At 41.9% G+C, this 22,098-nt stretch carries 14 protein-coding genes; 8 read left to right on the top strand and 6 right to left on the bottom strand.

The genetic code is table 11. The annotated features are described in order from the left end of the window. Positions 1-123: 123 nt before the first annotated feature. Positions 124-1,596 (bottom strand): DUF4301 family protein, encoded by a 1,473-nt coding sequence (locus N6H18_RS09495; protein ID WP_262308034.1) that lies wholly within the window; start codon positions 1,594-1,596, stop codon positions 124-126. A 26-nt stretch (positions 1,597-1,622) separates the two neighbouring features. Beyond that, positions 1,623-3,458, bottom strand: a complete 1,836-nt coding sequence (locus tag N6H18_RS09490; protein WP_262308033.1) for a glycosyltransferase — start codon at positions 3,456-3,458, stop codon at positions 1,623-1,625. Positions 3,459-3,812: 354 nt separating this feature from the next. On the opposite strand from N6H18_RS09490, the gene N6H18_RS09485 reads away from it, so the two are divergent. The 4 genes from N6H18_RS09485 (at position 3,813) to N6H18_RS09470 (ending at position 8,925) form a co-directional block, all read left to right on the top strand. Beyond that, positions 3,813-6,254 carry a glycoside hydrolase family 31 protein gene (locus N6H18_RS09485; protein WP_262308032.1) on the top strand — a complete coding sequence of 814 codons (2,442 nt, stop codon included), beginning with the start codon at positions 3,813-3,815 and terminating at the stop codon, positions 6,252-6,254. Between the two features lie 12 nt (positions 6,255-6,266). Beyond that, on the top strand, positions 6,267-6,575 hold the full coding sequence (locus tag N6H18_RS09480; protein WP_262308031.1) for an isoamylase early set domain-containing protein: 309 nt from the start codon (positions 6,267-6,269) through the stop codon (positions 6,573-6,575). 89 nt (positions 6,576-6,664) lie between these two features. Further along, positions 6,665-7,879 carry a glycosyltransferase family 4 protein gene (locus N6H18_RS09475; RefSeq protein WP_262308030.1) on the top strand — a complete coding sequence of 405 codons (1,215 nt, stop codon included), beginning with the start codon at positions 6,665-6,667 and terminating at the stop codon, positions 7,877-7,879. Further along, the gene (locus tag N6H18_RS09470) at positions 7,876-8,925 is read left to right on the top strand and encodes a polysaccharide deacetylase family protein (RefSeq protein WP_262308029.1); all 1,050 of its coding nucleotides are present in this window, start codon (positions 7,876-7,878) and stop codon (positions 8,923-8,925) included. The genes N6H18_RS09475 and N6H18_RS09470 overlap by 4 nt, the downstream gene beginning before the upstream one ends. On the opposite strand, the gene N6H18_RS09465 is transcribed toward N6H18_RS09470, so the two are convergent. The 4 genes from N6H18_RS09465 to N6H18_RS09450 form a co-directional block, all read right to left on the bottom strand. Then, entirely contained in the window at positions 8,922-10,004 is a 1,083-nt protein-coding gene (locus N6H18_RS09465) for a dipeptidase (protein ID WP_262308028.1), read from the bottom strand. The two genes, N6H18_RS09470 and N6H18_RS09465, sit on opposite strands and share 4 nt — an antisense overlap. 4 nt (positions 10,005-10,008) lie before the next feature. Continuing rightward, the gene (locus N6H18_RS09460) at positions 10,009-11,112 is read right to left on the bottom strand and encodes a D-TA family PLP-dependent enzyme (RefSeq protein WP_262308027.1); all 1,104 of its coding nucleotides are present in this window, start codon (positions 11,110-11,112) and stop codon (positions 10,009-10,011) included. A 65-nt stretch (positions 11,113-11,177) separates the two neighbouring features. Further along, positions 11,178-11,636, bottom strand: coding sequence for a RidA family protein (locus tag N6H18_RS09455; RefSeq protein WP_262308026.1), 459 nt, complete (start codon positions 11,634-11,636; stop codon positions 11,178-11,180). Beyond that, complete coding sequence (locus N6H18_RS09450; protein ID WP_262308025.1) at positions 11,637-12,953, bottom strand: gluconate:H+ symporter; 1,317 nt, start codon at positions 12,951-12,953, stop codon at positions 11,637-11,639. Positions 12,954-13,223: 270 nt separating this feature from the next. Between N6H18_RS09450 and N6H18_RS09445 the strand changes: the two genes are divergently transcribed. The 4 genes from N6H18_RS09445 to N6H18_RS09430 all read left to right on the top strand — a co-directional run bounded on the left by N6H18_RS09445 (position 13,224) and on the right by N6H18_RS09430 (position 22,057). After that, positions 13,224-15,170 (top strand): tetratricopeptide repeat-containing sensor histidine kinase, encoded by a 1,947-nt coding sequence (locus tag N6H18_RS09445; RefSeq protein ID WP_262308024.1) that lies wholly within the window; start codon positions 13,224-13,226, stop codon positions 15,168-15,170. Between the two features lie 513 nt (positions 15,171-15,683). Beyond that, positions 15,684-20,063, top strand: coding sequence for an AAA domain-containing protein (locus N6H18_RS09440; protein ID WP_262308023.1), 4,380 nt, complete (start codon positions 15,684-15,686; stop codon positions 20,061-20,063). A gap of 326 nt (positions 20,064-20,389) precedes the next feature. Beyond that, positions 20,390-21,534, top strand: a protein-coding gene (locus N6H18_RS09435; protein WP_262308022.1) for an IS3 family transposase whose coding sequence is annotated in 2 segments (ribosomal slippage) — positions 20,390-20,651 and positions 20,651-21,534 — 1,146 coding nt in all. Because the reading frame shifts where the segments join, the coding sequence is not laid out codon by codon here. Between the two features lie 118 nt (positions 21,535-21,652). Further along, the gene (locus N6H18_RS09430; RefSeq protein WP_262308021.1) at positions 21,653-22,057 is read left to right on the top strand and encodes a hypothetical protein; all 405 of its coding nucleotides are present in this window, start codon (positions 21,653-21,655) and stop codon (positions 22,055-22,057) included. The last annotated feature ends 41 nt before the right edge of the window (positions 22,058-22,098 follow it).

Below are 22,098 nucleotides of genomic sequence, written 5' to 3'. Positions count from 1 at the left end.
AAAGTGATCTTCACCATCCATGAAATGAATCAGCGTCTATTCAAAAGGCTCAGATTATCCATCCAAGCCCTATAATTGATGAAATCTCACCTGATCATTTCTTTGGTTAAAAATTGTTAAATCTTATTGATGACTATCTTTTAGTAGGTCATTCACTGTTTTGACGGGATTAAAAGTGGAAATAGGAACCTCTACAAACAGGGTATTCCACTTCGCCATCGCTCCATTCCATAGTCCAGGCAGCTCCATGGCTTTCAGATCTTTTCCGTTCTTCGATTTTTCACTGATAAAACCCGTGTCATCATCTCGGTATTGCAACAAGTCAAATTTCTTGCCTTGATAGTTTTTGGGAGCACAGATCAAATCCACTGGATTGAAATGCGTCGAATTCTTCAACAAGCTTGCCTTTTCTACATCGTCCAAATCAATCTGAGCGGTCTCTGCAATCTGTAAAGAGGCACTACCATCTGCCTCCTTTACCCAAAATGGTCCTCCGCCTGGTTCGCCTGTATTTTTCACCATCCCACATATTCTGATAGGTCTATTCAACTTCTCCACTAGTTGAGCCGTTTTTTGTGCTTTGGATAGGGTAGCAAAGTCTGCGCTTACTGTCAGAAAATACTTCTTGGCCAAATCTTCCGCTACTGCGTCTGGATCACTGATTCCATTTTCTAATATCGAGAATACCTCCGTTTGGTAATTGATCAGCAGTCCCGCCAATGCCTTTTTGTAGGTATAGGTTTCTGCCTTGAGTCTATCGGGCACAACATTGTCAATGTTTTTGATAAATATCACATCTGCATCGAGATCGTTGAGATTCTCCAGCAATGCTCCGTGCCCTGCTGGCCTAAATAGTATTGCACCGTCATCCTCACGAAAAGGCTCATTGTTCATATCCACTGCAATGGTGTCTGTAGATTCCTTTTGTTGGGAAAAAGATAAATCAAACTTTACACCATAGCTCTCTTCATAACCCGACTGCACCTCAGCTACCAAAGTTCTGAACTTGTCCAAGTGCTGAGGAGACACCGTAAAATGCAAGTGAACCGTACCATCTGCGGACTTGGCATAATGTACCCCTTCTACGAGATGTTCTTCTAGTGGAGTCCTCGGGCCAGCTTCATAGTTATGAAAACTCAACAGTGCTTTAGGTAAAGAACCATAACTCATGCCCTCATCGGACAACAATTCACTCACGATTTGATCTGGAGTCGCAGTATCAAAATCAGCAATTTGTCCCTTCAGTTCTTCATAAAACGCAAAATCCTTCAGCCCCTTCACAAACTGTTGCACTGCCTTGTTGCCAGTCATGTCATGGTCATCCAAATAAGCAAATAAGTCTTTGAACATCCGCGTGGCTGCACCAGAGGCAGGGACGAATTTCAAAATTTTCTTAGTGCCCATTTTGGATTCAAAATCTTGGATCAAATCAGCAATATCCTGCTCGGACAATTTGATGATCCCGTCTCCTATCGAAGCTGCACGCTGAATATCCAGGTACGGAAACCCACTTTTGAAATTGCCAATTTGTTCTTCTACTAGAGACAGTTCGCTTCCTCTCTCCTTGATATATTTTTTATCCTTTTCGCTAAACATGCTGTACTATTATACTTGGTTAGATATTATTTTTCTATTGGAAATTTTTGACAAGCCAGATCATAGGCTTCATCGTAGTGTTTGACTAGATTTTTCCAATCAAACTCCTCCGATAGATCTTCAGCCTTGTTTCTAGTTTGGATTCTTTTCTTTCTACTGGATTTCACATATTCTAGTAGCTTTTCTGAGAGCTGCTCTGCAGCAGAGTGATAATCCTGATTCTCTCGCTCTATCATGTATATACCATGCTCTTCATTCCCCATAGGTAGTTTCTTGACATAATCTCCAAAACCAGACAAATCTGAAGTCACAGCGGACACACCTCGTGCCAAACACTCCACAGGAGTATAGCCCCAAGGCTCATAATAACTTGGGAAAATACCCAAATGACACCCTCGTACAAACTGACCATATTCCATCCCAAATAAAGGGTTGGTGGAGGAGATAAAGTCTGGGTGATAGACAATCTTGACCTTGTCGGTGCGATAGTTCAACAAATTAGCCTGTCGCAAAAATGTCAAAATCTGGTCATTGGCATCATCCATCAGGTTGTGCGTCACGACACTCGGCAATTTGTCCGATTTCCATGACTGGATGGTTCTGCGGTATCTCAACCTCCAATAATCATCAACCAACTCATTGAGTTCGGGTAAGCGGTGATCTGAATTGGTAGCCGCCGCATGAAAAAGTCTATCCTTGACCTGCTCCATGATTGACTCACAGTTGTTTTCTATTTCTTCCAACATCGCACGTGAAGTCAGTACTTCTTGATTGATGCTATAAAATGGCTGCTTGGTCACAAAAAACATCACAACAGTCATATCGATGTTTTGTTCCTTCATCTTATGATTGAGCCTAGCAAGCGCCTCCAATGTCAAATCATACCCCTTGTTTTTGAACTCAAACCGACCAGAAGTAAAGAAATACATGACCTTGTCCAGATCAAAAGTATAGGACTGAAAAAAATGTCCCATCACAAAATTGTTGATTTGATCTTTGTACTTGTGGTGTAGGTTTTGTACCTCATGCAATACAGAGAATCGCTCAATATTCAGTCCATTGGGAAGGATCGCGTCTGGGCTTCTACCTAGGAGATGCACGCATTCTTTGGCGGTCACTTCGCTGACAGTCGTCAACACATTGGCGCCATGAGCACAGGCTCTCTCAATCCTTGCGATGGTATCCACATTAAAATTCTTGGCCTCCGTTTCCCAATTCATAAAAGGCAAATGATCATAAAAATAAGGATCATTCATGGCCAAATACCTCCCCAGCAAGGTAGCATGAGTCGTAAAAATTGTTTTGATGGGAATTTGCTCGCGTCTTATATCAGGTATCGCTGTACCTGCCATCCACTCGTGAAAATGCGCTAAAAGCTCTTGATTTTGATCCAAACATACCCGTGCAAATCGAGACAAAAACTCATGAACCATAAACCCAAAGGCCATAACCTGATCCATGAGTGGATCATAATTGGCAAATTCGATGTGATGATTCTGCCAATAATAGTATTTTATATTGCCCAGCTGTCCCATGACGCTGTGGGGATTGAACAAAACCGTCTGCGGTCTACCCGAAACCAACCAAGTACCAAACTGCACATCCCAGCCCATCGCTCGCAAATCGCGGACCACCTGTGCGATGGCATTGTCAGCGTCCAATATAGGCTCAAAATCGGCACTGACATTGGGGTGAATATTGGGGCCAAGTAGCAGGTAATTCTTGTCCCATTTTTTTACCATGACTGGTGCCTTGGAGCGAATCACAGTATAGATACCTCCTACTTGATTACATACCTCCCAGGCTACCTCAGCTAGTACCCTAGTTTCTAAGTTTAGTTCTTTGGTTTTTTTCTTTCCCACGCTTATACTTCTACTGTTGAGTGTGGGAAAGTTAATAAGTCTTGGCACGTACACTTGATTTTTATCTCATATTTTTTTCCCTGTCAAGTCAATTTGCGATTTTCATAACAAATCGCAGACTTTTATAAACAAAAAAGCAGTACGATGCCTTTTTATCCAGCAAGACACCAACAATTACATTATTATTTTTCTAATCTTATAGTGCGAAAATTAGATTATTGATGAATTTTGATAGAAGCTCATGGTCATATTGTGAGAAGTGAAAATTTCACATAGAAATAATGGCCAAACACGATCATTGATAACCTAGGACAAGCAGAAAAGGTATATTTGTTTTAGTTAAACATTAAGAAAATGGAAGGAATAACAGGAGATACTACAGCCACCAATGAATCAAAGGATTTTTCTGGCAACTACATCGAAAACTTTCAGGGCAAAGATGTCGAAGAGTTTTATTCAGGAAAGTATGTCTCATGGGAGAAGAGAAAAAATTCCTTCATCATACATGGTGAAAATGCTTCACTGGAGGTCACCATTATCAGTGAAGACATCATCAAATTCAGGCATGGCAATGACGGATACTTCGAAGACGACTTCTCCTATGCCATAGACCCAGCCTTCAGAGCACCTACCACAGATTATAAATTTGAAGAGCTCAAAGCGAGCTTTGTACTAAAAACCGCCCTACTCCGCTGCTATATCAGCAAGGAAGACTTATCCTGCAAGATTCTAAATAACGAAGGTACAGTGGTTTTTCAAGATGAAAAAGGCTACCACTGGCAAGACCATAAATACCATGGAGGCACCATCAATATCAGCACCAAGGTGCTCCACAAGGGAGAAAAATTCTACGGGCTTGGCGACAAAACCGGAAGACTCAACCTCATCGGTACCAAAAGAGAACTCTGGGGGACGGATTGCTATGGCTATGGCAATGACACAGATCCTGTTTATAAAAACATCCCCTTCTACATGGGGCAACACAGCCAGACTGGCTATGGCGTCTTCATGGACAACACCTTTAGGAGTTACTTTGATTTTGGTAAGGAAAGAGGCAATGCCTGCAGCTTTTGGGCGCAAGGTGGTGAAATGCGATTTTATTTCATCTATGGCCCCAAACTGGTAGATGTGGCTAGAAAATATACCTGGCTCACAGGGCGACCTCAATTGCCCCCCAAATGGGCACTAGGCTACCACCAAAGCAAATGGAGCTACTACCCAGAATCTGTTGTGAGAAAATTGGCTGAGGAATTTAGAAGCCGAGAAATCCCTTGTGACGTCATCCATTTGGACATTGACTACATGAATGGATTCAGATGCTTCACCTGGGACAAACAGAAGTTTCCTAAACCACAAAAAATGATATCCGATCTGAAAAAAGATGGATTCAAAACCGTCGTAATCATCGATCCAGGAATCAAAATAGATAAAAAATACAGAGTCTACGAACAAGGCAGAAGAGGCAACCATTTCTGCAAGAGAATGGACGGTGCTTTGCTCAAAGCCAGCGTTTGGCCTGGTCCATGTCACTTCCCTGATTTCACAAGCAAGCGCACCAGAAAATGGTGGGGGTCACTCTACGAAGGACTCGTATCAGATGGCGTAGACGGGGTCTGGAACGACATGAACGAACCTGCCACATTCGAAGACGGCACCTTCCCCAATGACGTGCGATTCGATTTTGACGGTCATCCATGTAGTCACCGCAAGGCACACAATGTCTATGGCTCACTGATGGCACAGGCTACCTGTGAGGGACAACAAAGATTCCTAGAAAACAAACGTGCCTTCACGATCACACGATCTGCTTATGCTGGTATTCAACGATATGCTTCGGTTTGGACTGGAGACAACTCTGCCAGTTGGGAGCAACTCAAGTTGGCCAACATCCAGTGCCAACGACTCGCTGCCTCTGGAGTTTCATTTGCTGGGTCAGATGTCGGAGGATTTATCGGCTCCCCTAATGGAGAACTATTTACGAGATGGATTCAAATGGCAGTATTCCATCCATTCTTTAGAACGCACTCCTCGGGAGATCATGGAGACAAGGAACCGTGGAAATTTGATCAAATCTATGTCGATATCGTCAGAGAATTCATCAACCTACGGTACAAAATACTGCCTTATATCTACACCACATTCTGGCAGTACAGCACCCAAGGGACGCCTATGATCCGGTCCTTGCATATGGAGGCACATATAGATCCCGAGACTTTTTATCGTGAAGAAGAATTCATGCTGGGTGAGCACCTGATCATTTGCCCAATATCAGAAGAAAAGGCAGTGAGCAGACTGATGTACTTGCCCAAGGGGATTTGGTACAACTACTGGACGGGTATGGTCGAAGAAGGTCAAAGAGAATTGAAAGTGGATGCCCCTTTGGATAAAATCCCGTTGTTCGTCAGAGCAGGTGCGATGATACCAGAGCAACCCAAAATGCAATATGTCGGAGAGATTATAGTAGAGGAACTGACTCTCAACTTTTATAAACCCTTTACTGTGACCACTTCGCAGCTCTATGAGGACAAGGGCGATGGCTATGAATACAAAGAAGGTCAGTATTCTGTCAAAACATTTCATTCGGAGACTACCGTCCTCAAATGGAATATCAGACAAGAATGCGTTGGTCAATTTGCGACAGAATACAATAATTATCTAGCTAAATTCCACGGACTAGAAGAAAAACCCAGCTCTATACTAGTTGATGGCGTTGAAATGATCAAGGAAGTAGAAATGATGGGCGCTGTAATGCAAGTGAAACTACCCAAAAATTTCAATGAAATCTTAATACACTAAACCATTGTAACCATGAGTATTAAAAAACAATTTTTCAAATCAAAAGACGTCTGCAAAGTCACATGGACGGTAAAAAAGCAAGTAGCCAAAGATGCAAGTAACATTTCGCTATCTGGTAGCTTCAATGATTGGGATTTAAACTCTCTTCCTCTCGAAAAAACCAAAAGTGGAGATTTTAAATTGGTCATGGAGCTACCCAAAAACACTCAGTATCAATTTCGATATTTGATAGATGGTGAAATATGGATGAACGACGATGAAGCCGATGGATATGTAGACAACCATCTATCCAACGAAAGCAACTGCATCATTTCGTTGTGAACAAACTTCACAATAGATATGACATAGTTGCCCCAAATTGAAAACATCAGCAGTACTTAACAATCTATACAAAAGCCAATCGACCTGTTATGAAAAAGTTAAAAATACTCATGTTGGGACCGGGTGAACCCGTCTCCAAAAACAGTGGACTCGGTATCGCTGCCCACGAAATCGCGCAATTCCTAGCGATGAGATCCGTACTCACCATCATCCAACCAGATGACATGGAAGCTTTGGACGCCATCGGCAACAACATTTCTCTGTCTAAACAAAAAGTAAATCTGGGAGACTTTGATGATTTCAGTGTGATCACCGAAATGTCCAAAATCAACATAGAGACGAGTATTTCTCCCTACGCCAATACGGCTGATGTAGCAAGTCCCAAGGCAAAACAAAAAGATCATGCGCTGCACAATCAGCTCATCGATTTTTCCAAACAAATAGCATCCGCAGCACAAAAAGTAGATTTTGATATCATCTATGCGCATGATTGGATCACGTTTAGAGCGGCTATCGATATCAAGACCAAACTAAAGAAACCTCTGGTACTCCACGTACACTCACTGGACTATGACCGCAACATTGGCACTTCCAATTCCTGGGTTTTTGATTTGGAAAAAGAGGCTTTCCTCATTGCAGACAAAATCATTTGCGTAAGCAACTATTCCAAAGGAATCATCCAAACAATCTACGGCATAGACTCCAACAAAATAGAAGTCGCCCACAATGGCTACAAGCCCAAAGAATACCCACAATACCAAAGCCCATTCAAAGAGAAAATCGTGCTATTCGTAGGACGCTTGACGGGACAAAAAGGCCCGACCAAATTCCTAGAAATAGCTGAACATGTGTACGCCATGTATCCAGAGAGTCGCTTTATCATGGCAGGCGAAGGTGACTTGTACAAGTCACTCATAGAAGCTGGCGCACACTCCACGGTAGCCAACAGGTTTCATATCACTGGCTACCTCAAAGAACCTGACTTGCTCAAAACCTACGCCATGGCTGATGTCTACTGCATGCCTTCGGTATCTGAACCGTTCGGGCTTACAGCACTGGAGGCAGCAGGAGCCAAGGTACCGATGGTACTATCCAACAACTCTGGAGCTGCAGAGGTCTTGACCAGTGCGCTCACCGCTGAGTTTGACAACCCAGAAAAATTTGCCAAACAAATCGTATCTCTGTTGAAAAATGAAAAAGTAGCACATCATATTGCCAGTGAAAATCATGCCCTGCTTGGAGATCTCTCTTGGGAGAAAACAAACCAGAAAATTTTCACTATCATTGAGTCAGCTACCGAATGAACAAAGAACTATCCCTCATATTGACCTTTGATTTTGCCCCTGTCCTTGCAGCGTTTTCTCTCTTTGACATAGGTCAAAACAAGCCTTACTTCAATACGATCAAAACCGAGGAAACCTTTGCTATCTGGTACGAAAACACCATCAAAGAGGAGCTGACTCAGGTTATCTCTCTGTGTGAATCTCAAGAAACACCTCTTGCTATTTATTTCTCAGGTGATTTTTTAGAAATGCTCCAGCAGCATGATTTGATCATGCTGCAAAAACTTAAAACAGTGGTGGATTCTGGATTTTTGACACTTTTGGCAGGAACCTATCACAACAGCGCTTCGTCCATTTATTCAGAATCTCATTTCCTAGAGGAAATAGACGCTCATATCAAATTACTCAAGACTTTATTTGCTACCAAAGCCAAATACTTCTACAATACAGAAAATATCTACTGCACAGAAATCACAGAGATATTGGATAAAAAAGGCTTCAAAGGAACCTTTGCTGGAACCATCGAATGGTATCTAGGCAAGGATAAAAATCAGCGCATATTTCATGCGGCCAACCATCCCAAGCAAAAAATATTTCTGTTAGACACAGACGAAGGAACTGCTCTTTTTTCTGATCCCGACAGAAACAATCACTTCTTGCAATTCGACGCACATCTGATCAAACAATTGGGCGGAATCAAATCCATTATCTTCAAGGCGCGAAACAAAGCTGCACTTCGTTCATTGGCTGAGCAGATCAGTCAGTCCAGCAAAACCTCTGCCTACAACATCAAGTCACCTGTCATATCTGGCACTCATCATATGTCTTTGGAATCCATTCACTCCAATGCCCTGCAAAGCCGTACTTTGAAGCAGTATTATCAACTCGAAAGTGCTGTCCAATTGTCAAAAGACAAGAAATTAAAGCAAGTTTGGTCACAACTCGGCAACATTGAGTACATCATACAGATGTCTAAAGATGAACATAGAAATCATCTCCCCTACGACTTTTACAATCATTTTATGAACATCCTCAATGACCTAGAAATCCGATTGCAAAAGCCCTAACTCCAGGTCTTTCTCAAAAACCGAATCCAGTTGGCACTGGTGATATTGAGCACATCCTGAGCTGTGTATCCTCTGGATTTCAATATCTCTGGTAGCTTTTGTAGGTCAGCAATCGTATCCAAATCCTTAGGTCCCTGCTCAGTCCCAAAAGCTCCATCTAGGTCTGTACCAATCGCTGCATGCTCCGAATTGCCCGCCAACTGACAGATGTGATCTATATGATCTACCATCGTTTCCAATGAGACATTCATCTCTACTGGTGTGGATTTGCCTCTGACCCAATTCGGCACCATCATCCATGCGTCCAGTGCAGCACCAATCACTGCACCCCGACTGATCAGCTCTTTGATTTGTTCGTCCGAAAACTGGCGATTGTGCGGCACCAGTGAGCGACAATTGTTGTGACTCGCCCAAACTGGTCCATTGTAAACACCCATCGCTTCCCAGAAACTATCGTCACAGAGATGAGTTGCATCCAATATAATCCCGAGACGTTCTATTTCCTTCAGCAATTCCTTGCCCTTCGCCCCAATACCTCCAGTCGCATCCGTGCCTTGTGCATAGGTACCTGGACCATAATGCGCAGGCCCTATGGCACGCAGACCCTGCTCATATGCTCGCTCCAAGTGCCCTATCGTACAGATAGAATCCGCCCCTTCCAAGCTCAACACATACCCAATAGGTGCATTCACAGGAGGATTCTCCCACAGAGCCAGATGCGTATTCAAACTTTTCAAATCCTTGATCTGAGTCATCTGCCCAACCTCCTCCATGGCACGGTACCACGACAATTGACCTTGTGTCTGTGCCCATGCCTGCTCAGGCGAATGCCATCCAGGGAGTTTGCTTCCCTGCTTGACATAGCGAGCGATCAAGGTAGCCACACACAACCCTACATTTCCCTCACGCATGGATGGCAAGGTCACGGTTCCTTTGCCACGATCTGGCTTGTCTTGTAGTCCTCGCTCACGCTCTCTGACTTGGGTCACAGTCCATCGCAAATCCCGATTCCACTCGATGGCATTCATCGACAGATCCAGATGCGCATCCACTATCAAAGGTCTTTTTTCGTCATTCATACTATCAATATCTTTTTCTAGCCGCTACTTTCCATTGGCCTGTTACACGGTGATTTTCTACTACATATACCTGCTCATGCAGTGCTACAGTTGGGCAAATATGCTGTGGCACTGCATAGCACAATTGTCCCATTCGCAGATGGATTGACTCGTTTGAGATCACCAAGTGCTCTTCACTATGATTGAGCGCTTCATATTTAGGGAGACCCAAAAGTAGAACCCTTGGGTGGGGCATTTCAGAAGCCACAGATTTATGTCCCAAATCCAAACATGCGCTGGCAACAGTAGGTTGGCTGATCACCCGTGTCACCAACACTGCAGCAGGCAAGAATTCCATGTCTGCAAATGACTGACCATATCCGCTATCCCATAACAAAGTCGTCCCCGGACTCAATTCTCGATCGGCTGACTGTGCATGGATCGGAAAGGAAGGCGAACCTCCAGCCACTACTATTGGTAAATCCATACCCAAGGCTTTCATTTCTGTGACAAACTGCTCCACCTTGGCAAACTCCTTTTTGCATCTCTGTGTCCTCATGTTCAAATCTGAGTCGTGAATGTGCCCATCATAGACATGCAATCCCTTGATATGCACTTGCGGATCGTTTGTCATTCTCTGATACAAATTCATTGCTCCTGCTCCCAATAGAATGCCTGTGCGATTCATCCCGCTGTTGATGTCCATGTAGACATCTACCACCCTACCACGCTTGTCTGCCGAGGCAGATAATTCCTGCCAGCTGTACTCATTGTCTATCAAGGAAGAAAACCGAGTCGCAGGATATCGCTCGATCATATCAAGATACAAACCAACATTGGTTCCCACCATTTGATAGGCCATCAATACATCTTGGGCACCACATTGTGCGCACATTTCAGCCTCTACCAGCGTAGCACATTTGAATTTTCTAATGCCATAATCCATCTGCAAATGGATGATTTCGGTCATCTTGTGGGTTTTCACATGCGGTCTCAATCGCTCCACTCCACCTGCGATGGCGATCATGGTTTCGATATTTTGCTTGATTCTATCTGGATAGATGACCAACGCTGGCGTACTGAGCTCGCTTTGATCTTCAATTTCGTACCAGTTCATGGTTTGAGTCATAAGTTGAAAGTTAAAAGTTTAAAGTTCAAAATCGGCTCGTTGATAGACAGGTTGAAAATGAAAAGTTAATAAAGTTCGAAGATAGCCTCAACTTCCACTGGAATATTGCCTGGCAGGATCATACCCACTGCACTACGTGCGCCTAGGCCATTTTCTTCTCCAAATACCTCAGCCATCAACTCCGAAAAACCATTCATCACGTAGGGCTGATCAAAGAAGTCCGGTTCACTATTGACCATGCCTAGCACTTTTACCATCCTTTTGATTTCATATTGACTATCAAGGTGCTTGATCAGTGTAGAAAGCATGGTCAAACCGACTTGTCTGGCAGCCAATTTGGCTTCATCCTTGTCTAAAACAGAACCTACTTTGCCCTTGATCAAGCTGGCATCCATCTTCACCGGTCCATGGCCTGACACGTACAGCATCTTACCCACGACAACAAGGGGGCGATAGACTCCACCTGGGGGAGGTGCAGGTGGCAATTCCAAATTCAATTCTTTGATTCTTTTGACTAAATCCATTTATATAAGGTTTTGTAAAATCAATACACTAACCAATCCTGTCACTGATACGATTGTTTCCATGACCGTCCAAGTAGATAGGGTTTCTTTGATGGTCAAATTAAAGTATTCTTTGAACATCCAAAAGCCACTGTCATTGACATGAGAAAACATCAAGCTACCCGAACCAATTGCTAAAACCATCAGTTCACCCGATACACCAGACTGACTCAGCACGGGCAACAAAATCCCAGCGGTAGTCAAGCCAGCTACAGTCGCCGAACCTACACAGACTCTAATCGCAGCAGCGATGCACCAAGCCAACAGCAGAGGGGACAGGGTAGATTCCTTGAGCAATCCTCCAATGTAGTCACTCACCCCACTATCAGTCAACACCTGCTTCAAAGCCCCCGCACCTCCGATGATCAAAAGAATCATCGTGATCCCAGAGACCGCCTGTACTAGACTGTCCATCACCTGCGTCATGTCTTTGCCTCGCTGTATCCCCAGCGTATAGATCGCCACCAATACCGACAAGAGCATCGCCAAGAGAGGATTGCCCCAATAGCCCGACCATATGTAAATCCAGCTATCAGGTGTCGCTACAATCTGAATGATGGCCGATGAGCCAATCAAAATCAAAGGAAACAACGCAGTAGTGATACTGACGAATAGACTGGGGAGCTTCTCCTCAGGAATGACCTCAGTATTGAAAAGGTCTTTGGGTGGTTTTGGGTTGATGTGTTTGAGTGTCCTCGAAAACAAAGGTCCAGCCAAAATAATCGCAGGTATGGCCGCAACAATTCCATACAGCAGGGTGAGTCCCAAATCTGCCTCAAACATCACTGCGATCGCCGAGGGTGCTGGATGCGGTGGCAAATAACCATGTGTCACAGACAGAGATGCCAACATCGGCAAACCCACATACAACAAAGGCAGCTTGGTCGTATGTGCCACAGCAAATACCAACGGTACCAAAATCACAAACCCAACCGAGTAGAACATAGGGATACCTACAATGAATCCCGTAAGAACCACCGCCCACTGAATATTTTTAGTCCCAAAGAAACTGACCAAAGATGAGGTGATCCGCTGTGCTGCGCCACTGTCCGCCACCAACTTGCCCAGCATCGCACCAAACCCTAAGATGATAATCAAAAACCCTAAGGTCCCTCCAATCCCATTTTGAATAGACGAGGCGACTTCATCAAGAGGCATTCCTTGAAACAACCCCACCAATAAGGACACGATGACAAAAGCAATAAAGGCATTGAGTCGCAAAAAAATAATTAACAATAAAAGAGCTACGATTCCAAGCAGCGCAATGACTAGTGGCATAATAATGCTTTTTAGATGGTGAATGAAAGTTCAAAAATTACACACAGATGGTGAAATAAATTAGCCGAACGGCAGATTACCAATCACAATTGGGACAAAAGCCCCCCTGAATAGTTGGATCAAAGAAAGAACAAGTCCATTTCCATCCCTTTCTTCTCTTCCAATTGTTGCTCCCAAAATTGGCATTTCAGCTAATAAATACTCAATATTGGATAACTGATGGAATCATGACCAACCCAAGTGCATTCCTTGATTTAACCAAAACGATTCATGCCCTATCATCGCTCTTTCCTGATACTCCTTATTCTTAGTTTCTCCATCGCTGCACACTCAGAACCCACGATCAACAAGGACTCGCTGACCATCCGATCCTTGCAATCTCTGGCCTGGAGCTTGAAGTTCTCCGAACCTAGGAAGGCCATGCAGGCATTGGACTCGGCAGAGCGATTGTCTACACAGCTTTCCTCAGTGCAGTTGACAGCCGATGTGTTGTATTACAAGGCCATGATCTACTACCTGCTGAGCGAATATCCTGATGCAATCACACTCAGTCAACAAGCATTGACACAATACCAATCCATCGACAACCACTACGGCCAAGCCAGCATCTACAACCTACTCGGCCTGATCAACCAACGCATTGGCAGTTTTGAAGCAGCCATCCAATCCTACCATTTGTCCCTTGACCAAGCAAAATACAGCGACAACCTGTACGCTATCTCCAATCCCCAACACAACATCGCCTTGGTCTATTTGGACATGCAGGAGTATGAAAAAAGCCTGGAATATGCCCTCAAAGCCAAAGAAATTAGAATTGAAATTGCAGACAGTTCCTTCATAGCACAATCTGATCAGACGATCGGAGGACTGTATTATCACCTACAGCGCTATCCAGAGGCCATCCAAGTATTGGAAAGAAGCATCTTGGTCTTTCAGGCACAAGAAGACTGGAACTCCCTGTCTATTTCCTTTTCCAATCTGGGCTTGGTGATGGAGGATATTCATCAATACGACAAAGCCAGAGAATACTACCAAGAGGCCGCAAGATTCAGCAGGTTGGTAGAGGACCATGAGAGCCTAGTCAACACGCTCGTCAACTTGGCCAACTTATCTAGTCAACAAAATAAATTAATGGAAGCCTTGGATTACGCTACGGAGGCGAGAGAGTTATCTACCCAACACCAACTGTTGCCCAGTCTGAAAGATGCCCTCGAATCACTTCAAATCATTCAGGAAAAACAAGGCAAACTTGCGCTTTCGCTATCCACACTCAAAGCATACAACCACATCGCAGATAGTCTGCTCAACCAGACCAAAGCCAAACAAATTGCCAATCTAGAAATACAGTTTCAGGTCAAGGAGAAAGAATCCACCATCCGCTTGCAAAAACAAGAGATAGAACTCCAGACCGCACAAAACGAACAAAAGACCATCCTGATCACTGCCCTAGGTTTGCTATCCATACTTTTGGTGATCCTAGCCTATTTTATCAGAAGTAGTTTGATCAAAAAACAAAAAATATTGGCTACCGCAGCAGACCTGAGAATCAAAAAAGCTTCGCTCGCTGCTTCCATTCAATCACAAGAGAAAGAAAGAAGTCGCTTTGCCAAAGACCTCCACGACAACTTGGGCCAACTCATCTCGGTGGTCAACTTGTCCATCGGGAAGCTCCAAGCACAACCAGATTTACTTCCCAATGAGCGAGACGAAAGCTATGCCCTCTGCTCTGACACCCTCTCTGATATGTACAAGGAGCTCAAGAATGTTTGCTTTGACCTGATGCCACAATCGTTGCAATCTGCAGGTCTGGTCGCTGCGATTCGAGAATTGACAGACCGCATCAATGCCGTTGGCAAGACACAGATTGAACTGATCACAGATGGCAGTGAAACCTATCCCTCAGGCGACTTTTCTATCTCTGTGTACCGAATCTGTCAAGAATGGCTCAACAACATCCTAAAATACGCTGATGCCACAGAAGTGACCATACAGATCATACAAGATGAGGATGAAAGTCTACTGATGATAGAGGACAATGGCATGGGGTTCGATGCATCTCAGCTACTACTGGGCCATGGCTATGGCTGGAAAAACATGAGTGCCAGAGCCAGCCTCATCGGTGGAGACATAGACCTAGACACCAGACCCAATCGCAAAGGCAACACCTTCACACTGTGCATACCTAAAAACACACTTGAGCCAGTAAACAACCCCTAAACCTTCGGATATCGGCATAATAATAGAAGAGGGTTCACGGTAGCGTTACCGTGGCATGGAGGTAACGTTACCAGAAGTCCGAGGTAACGTTACAAGGAGGCTGAGGTAACGTTACAATTAGGTCGAGATAACGTTACCATGGAGCTGTGGTAACGGTTAGTCAGGGGAACGTCTTCTTAACCACCCAAATCATCTCCCTAGATTTGGGTATATTTCATTGATGAATACTACAAAGCATTCCATCTTTTGGTCAAATATGAGGTTGAGGTGTTAATTTTGGTAGGAGGCATGAGTGAAGAAAGCTACCTTATCGACAAATTAAAGAACTTAGATTTACTCATGCCATAGGGCAAGTATGCGGAACTTTTGTCCGCATACTCAAATGTTAGGTTTCATGCCGTGACGTAGAAAACCAACCGCACATTCAGGCACATTTGGTTTTTGCCAACACGCAAAGCCAACGCTAAAAAACCAAAAGAGCTTGAATTTTGGCAAACGCACTAAGGAAGAATAATGGAATTGACAGAAAAATTATTAAATGAACTTCAAAGGAGACTGAAAATAGGTAATCGCAGGGGCGTGCACCTAAATGCCATACCTGCAAATTCAAGATACAAGTTTGACCTAAACAGACTTTCTAATATTGACAAGAATCTTCCTGACAATTTCATAAACGCATTACTTTCAGAACAACCGCTAAAGTTCAGAATTAGTTGGAAGGACAATGTTCCAGACTTAAATACACTTTTTGAAGAAGACCAAACGCAATTAGTCAGAATCACAAAATCCTTTGAAAATTTAATAAATCAGACAGAAGCGATTGAATCAGAAAAAGGAATCAACACCTTTGGATTCGGTTTTCCAATTCTTGTCAGACGAGACCAATCAGACAACAAACTCACGGTTGCACCTATTCTAATTTGGTCGTTACGAATAAAAAGAACCAAAGAATTCAATACTTGGGAAATTAACAGAAATGAAGACGACCCGATTTATTTGAATGAAGTTTTAATCAATCATTTACAATCGGATTCAAACATTGAGATTGAGCAGATTCCAAGCGAAATGTTAGATGATGGGCTTATCACAAAGGATGAACTGCTCGAAATTTGTGTAAAACTCATTAAGGAAATCAATACTTCCGTTTCTTCCGACATCAAAGATGCATTTATCAAGAAACTTGATAATGTGGTTTCAATTGGCGACAAAAATCATTACGAAAAACTTCCTATAAATTCCACTAATGCGCTAATTGACTTTGGGGGTTTGTTCTCAATATTTGAAGTTCAAAAACAAAATATCATAAACGACTATGGTAAGTTAATGGATTTGGAAGGTTTATCTATTGACCTTGACGATTTAGAAAATCATACTTTTCAACCCATTTCATCAGTAGAAACAGACCCATCACAACAAGGCATCCTACATTCCCTAGAAGCAACGAGAAATATATTGATTCAAGGTCCTCCAGGGACAGGCAAAAGTCAGACCTTATCGGCAATTCTAATCAACGCATTAGAGAATCACAGAAAAACAATAGTTGTTTGTGAAAAGAGAACGGCTTTAGAAGTTTTACATAATGCACTAATTGACAAAGGCTTAAACTATCACTGTGTTCTTATTCGAGATATAGTTAAAGACCGTAAAACAGTCGTTGATTCCGTCAGAGACAGAGTTGATAATTCGTCATATCGAAGATACCGTTACACATATTCCAAAGAATCACTTGACAATCTTATAAAAAAGGCCAAAACTTTAATTGAATCAATTAATGGAAAGCATAAAAAGCTTGATGAGAAAATTCTAGGCAATAAATCTTGGACTGATATAGTCGGAACGTTGCTATCCGAACTTAATGGGACTGATGAAAACCATACTTTAAACATTGACAAATCTCAATTCAAGTATAATTCACAAGAATTAAACGGACTTTTAGAAATAGTCCAGAAAGGCCAAAGTCTCTATTCAAATTATCAAACGTATGATTCGGCTTCATTTCTAAACTCAAAAAAATTAGTTGGAGACAATCCGTATGTTATTGAGCAAGGAATCAACGATTCATTTGAAGAATACGAAAAGTCTCTTCAAAAGGTCTGTGAGCTCGAATCAAAATATAAAAGCGAGTATTTTAAACTAAGAAAAACGGAGCTTTCTGAGCAAATCCAAAGCGGAAAACAGATTCAAAATTCGATTAATGCCATTTATGCAGAACACAAAGCGAATCCGGATTTTCTTAATGAAGAAAAAACTAATGGATTACTGTACAAAGCCTTAACAATCTTCTCTCAACCAAAAAAGAAGGTCGTTCAAGACCAAAAGGAAATCCAAAGCCTTTTTACAAGTCTTACAAACCATTATTCAAAATGTGCTGACCTTAAAGATTTTCAAATTTCTCAATCCATTAAAAGTAATCTGAAAAGGATTGATGAAGCCAACAATCTAATAGAGCAGACTAGCTCCGATTTTCAATCCAAAATTGAGAATGAATATGATTCCATTGATGTATTAGGGTTTTCAACACCAGAATATCAGACAGAAACTTTAATATCACTGAAAGACTATTGCTCTCGACTTAGCGAGAAAATTAAGTCAGATAGTTGGACAGCTCATAAAATTCAAGCCAATGAATTCAAGGGTTTCATTAAGGCTGTTGAGAAAATCATTCAAGAGAAGAATAATTATTTCAACAATGAAAATGACATTTTTACCACAGAATTTAAATGGTTTCAATTTTATAATGGTCTGTCTAATGAAGCTAAACTTCTTGTTAATGAATTGAAGGTTAAAAAGGATTGGCGAAAGTCCTTTCTAGTTCATTATCTAAACTCAATGCTCATAAATTCCGCAAACGTTCATTTGCCGACAAATGACTCTGAACATATAGAGCTAAATGGCACTTTGGGTGGTTTAGAGAAAGAGCAATTGAAATATATCCGTGAATTTTGGTTCTCAAAGCAAATTGACACAACAAGAGATTTTGAACAGCGAAACTCGAATCTCTCAGTTGAAAATTTGTACAATAAGCGAAGTAGCAACCGATTTAAGCGTCTTTCATTACGCCAAATAGTACAATATGACGCTGATTTGTTCACGACCTTTTTCCCAATAATTCTAACCTCGCCTGATGTCGCAAGTAACCTATTCAAAGGGATGAATGGATATTTTGACATTGTAATGTTTGATGAAGCCAGTCAATTACGTTTAGAAGACAACTTGCCAGCAATTTTGAAAGGAAAGCAGATAATAATTGCAGGTGATGAACACCAAATGCCACCTTCAAATTACTTTAGTAAAGTCTTTGATGGTACAATTGAAGACGAAGACGACATTGATGAAGAAGATGAAATTGTAGTAGACAGAGATAACATTCTTTTATCCTGTGAATCCCTTTTAGACTTTGGTTCAGAACTCAACTTTGAGAAGCGACACCTTGATTTTCATTATAGGTCAAGGCATCCCTATCTCATAGATTTTTCAAACTACGCCTTTTATAATCAAAGACTTAAGCCACTACCTAATACATTTGATTATACGCCAATAAAGTATATTCAAGTAAATGGAACCTTTTCAGACCACATCAATGATGCAGAAACTGAAATGGTTTTATCAATACTTGAGAACAATATAAATCGACTACCAAATGGAGAATATCCAACGGTTGGAATCGCAACGTTTAATATTGCTCAACGAAATCACATAAAGAGCAAAATATTAGAAAGGCAAAAATTCTCAAAGTTTGAAGAGTTCAATGCTAAAATTCAAGAATTAGAAGAAAACGGAATGTTCATCAAGAATTTGGAAAATATTCAAGGAGATGAACGAGATGTTATTATTCTATCAACTACTTACGGCCCAGGAAAAGACGAGAAATTTGCACAGCGCTTTGGCCCGATTAATCATTCCAAAGGCTACAAGCTTTTAAACGTAATTATCACAAGAGCAAAGTATAAAGTTTACGTCTGTTCATCCGTACCAGAAATGGCATTTATGAATTACAAAGACTTTTTAATAACTGAGGGGTCGAACAACAAGAGAGCAGTTTTCTTCGCATACTTAGCATACAGTAAAGCTGTCAGTGAAGGCAATAATGATTCAAGAATAGGAGTCCTAACTGCACTTAGCGAAAATTCTACAAAAAGCACCTCTTTCAATGTCGGCAATTTTGGAGAGTTAGAATCACCTTTTGAAGAAGAAGTTTATCAGCGTTTAGTTGATGAAGTGGACGAATCAAAACTAATTCCGCAAATGAAGGTTTCTGAGTTCCGAATTGATATTGTTTACGACCCGAAAATTGCAGGAGTGCCTAAGATTGCGATTGAATGTGATGGTGCAAAGTATCATTCAAGTAGAGAAGCATATTTACACGACCGACACAGACAAAAAATTCTTGAAAGCCACGGTTTTGTATTTCATAGAATTTGGAGTACAAATTGGTGGAGAAATCCTCAAAAGGAAACCAAGCGTTTAATTGAATTTATCAGAAATGTTGAGTCAAGAAACGACTATAATTTAGCTGACCATTCTAAAACATCATTTGCATTCACAGACGAGTTTCAAATGGTTGAAAATTATGTTGCTCAATCAACAATTACCGACACAGACAATGAAGTTGCGACAATAAAAACCATTGAAAAGAAAGAAGAAAAACAAGCCAAGCTTTTTAAAGATGAAATCAACTTAGGAAGTAAAGTCAAGGTAAAATATATGAACAACGGCAAGGATATTAAAGTACATATCGTTGAGACAGCTAACAAGAATGAATTATCTAATGGAATTCAAAAAATCAGTATGAAATCACCATTAGCCGTATCAATTCTTGGACATTCCGTTGGTAACATTGTAAAGGTTGGTAATCTTGACAATTTTGTGGAAATAATTGAAGTAAAGAACTAATGCCAACGCTCAACAGCCACACACATTGCCAAGCCGCTCAAAGCCACCGCGCAATCCAAAGCTTGTCAATAAGTGTGTCTGAGCCAACGCACTGTGGTAAACCGAGAAGAACTACCCAGAACGAAAAACACGAAAACCTAACAAAATGTATAGTGAATGCGCTTTCAAGCTTCTTTCAACTTTCTCTGCAATTCGATACTTTAGTGATATTGGAGAGTGTGAGCGCACTCACCATACATAGACGTTAGAGAGCATTTAGAAGCATGAAATTGTAAGCTTCCCCAAAAACAGGACAGTTTAAAAATGAATAGATTTAAACTGTAGAAATGAAGAAGAGTACATTTAGTCCCCAGCAAATCGTTAAGATTCTCAAGGAATTTGAACAAGGTAAATCGGCACAAGAGGTATGCCGCCATCATGGTATAAGCCAAGGCACGCTATATAATTGGCGCAAGAAGTATGGCGGCATGGAAGCCTCAGACCTGAAGCGTTTGAAGGCTCTGGAGGAGGAGAATGCCAAACTAAAGCGTATGTATGCTGAGCTGGCATTGGATCACCAGATGGCCAAAGAGATCATAGAAAAAAAGCTCTAAAGCCCTGTGATAAGCGTAGGATTAGTAAAGAGCTGCCTAAATACGGTATCAACAGGGCGTGCCGTGTAATGGATGTGTCTAGGTCGGTGATGTATTATAAACCCCAAAAGGATGACACCCCGATTGAAGTGGCTTTGAATGATAAGGCTGCACAATTTCCCAGAGAAGGTTTTTGGAAGGCTTATGGCCGCCTTAGACTAGAGGGCAAGCATTGGAATCATAAAAGGGTATATAGGGTTTACAAAGCTCTGGGGCTATCCTTAAGGGTCAAGAAGAAGAAACGTCTCCCCGCTAGGTCCAAGCAGCATCTTGAGGCTCCGAATCACCTTAATCATACATGGTCAATAGACTTTATGCAGGATAGATTGGTAAATGGTCGAAAAATCAGAAGTTTCAACGTAATGGATGATGCAAACAGAGAGGCATTGCATATAGAAGTAGATTTTTCACTAAAAAGCAGTCGAGTGATCTGGGTACTGAACCACCTGATCAATAGGAGAGGAAAACCAAAGCGCATCAGGATGGATAATGGGCCAGAATTCATAGCCTTAATGACCCAAACATGGAGTTATGCGCAAGAAATTGAGTTTTGTTACATCCAACCAGGCAAGCCCACGCAGAATGCTTACATCGAAAGGTTCAATGGCTCTCTGCGCCGGGGCGTGTTTGATGCGTTTGTATTTGAGCACATCGACCAGGCCAGAGAAGAAGTAGATAAGTGGATGGAAGATTACAATAACCATCGCCCGCATGATAGCCTTGGTAGGATTACTCCAAAAATGTTCGGAGAAAACCTTCAGAGAGTCCAAGAGGGTACCCTCTTGGACTCTCTGAAGGTTGAAGTATTAGACAATAATTATAAATTACAGCTGTCCTAAAAATGGGAAGCTTACAATCGGAATTTTAACGATTGTTTTATTTACCAATGGAATCGAAGATCGAGGTTGCCTAAAGGCAGATCTGGAACAGTACAGTGGCTTCTACACTTCGATTGAAATGGAGGGAGGAACCTTAACAGAAGGAAATGTTCCGCTCGATATACTATCAACGAAAGAACAAAATATTGATCTAATTTCATTGCAGTATTTGCAGAGAATCCATGAAGGATTTTTGCTGCTGTTTAACATCAAATACTCCAACTACCGAACTCTAGTAGTATCAACTTTAGACTCAGATTACTGCATTCAGGACTTCCGAACTTATCCGAACTATTACACTGGAGGAGAAGTCGAACAAGACACAATCGCCATGCCTTGGTACAACGGCAACAATATAACGATTAATATCATGAACCCGAACAAAGAGAGCATGCCTGAATTTGAGATTGATGGATTATGGAAAGAGGAACTCTTGATTCAACCAAATTTAAAAATCGAAATGCTTAGAAAAACAGCTCGCTAACAAACGCTATGAATGAATGAATGGGGTTCCATCGGTCAGAA

It is taken from the genome of Reichenbachiella agarivorans, from assembly GCF_025502585.1.
Lineage (GTDB): Bacteria > Bacteroidota > Bacteroidia > Cytophagales > Cyclobacteriaceae > Reichenbachiella > Reichenbachiella agarivorans.
Note: the sequence above shows the minus strand (reverse complement) of the source record. Positions and strands in the feature narration are given on the sequence as shown.

What these genes read in the sequence shown, in the direction of transcription:
- N6H18_RS09495 (WP_262308034.1), bottom strand. Translation starts at nt 1,596, where the DNA reads ATGTTTAGCGAAAAGGATAAAAAATATATCAAGGAGAGAGGAAGCGAA.
- N6H18_RS09445 (WP_262308024.1), top strand. Translation starts at nt 13,224, where the DNA reads ATGCCCTATCATCGCTCTTTCCTGATACTCCTTATTCTTAGTTTCTCC.
- N6H18_RS09465 (WP_262308028.1), bottom strand. Translation starts at nt 10,004, where the DNA reads ATGAATGACGAAAAAAGACCTTTGATAGTGGATGCGCATCTGGATCTG.
- N6H18_RS09475 (WP_262308030.1), top strand. Translation starts at nt 6,665, where the DNA reads ATGAAAAAGTTAAAAATACTCATGTTGGGACCGGGTGAACCCGTCTCC.
- N6H18_RS09430 (WP_262308021.1), top strand. Translation starts at nt 21,653, where the DNA reads ATGGAGGGAGGAACCTTAACAGAAGGAAATGTTCCGCTCGATATACTA.
- N6H18_RS09480 (WP_262308031.1), top strand. Translation starts at nt 6,267, where the DNA reads ATGAGTATTAAAAAACAATTTTTCAAATCAAAAGACGTCTGCAAAGTC.
- N6H18_RS09450 (WP_262308025.1), bottom strand. Translation starts at nt 12,953, where the DNA reads ATGCCACTAGTCATTGCGCTGCTTGGAATCGTAGCTCTTTTATTGTTA.
- N6H18_RS09470 (WP_262308029.1), top strand. Translation starts at nt 7,876, where the DNA reads ATGAACAAAGAACTATCCCTCATATTGACCTTTGATTTTGCCCCTGTC.
- N6H18_RS09485 (WP_262308032.1), top strand. Translation starts at nt 3,813, where the DNA reads ATGGAAGGAATAACAGGAGATACTACAGCCACCAATGAATCAAAGGAT.
- N6H18_RS09440 (WP_262308023.1), top strand. Translation starts at nt 15,684, where the DNA reads ATGGAATTGACAGAAAAATTATTAAATGAACTTCAAAGGAGACTGAAA.
- N6H18_RS09460 (WP_262308027.1), bottom strand. Translation starts at nt 11,112, where the DNA reads ATGACTCAAACCATGAACTGGTACGAAATTGAAGATCAAAGCGAGCTC.
- N6H18_RS09455 (WP_262308026.1), bottom strand. Translation starts at nt 11,636, where the DNA reads ATGGATTTAGTCAAAAGAATCAAAGAATTGAATTTGGAATTGCCACCT.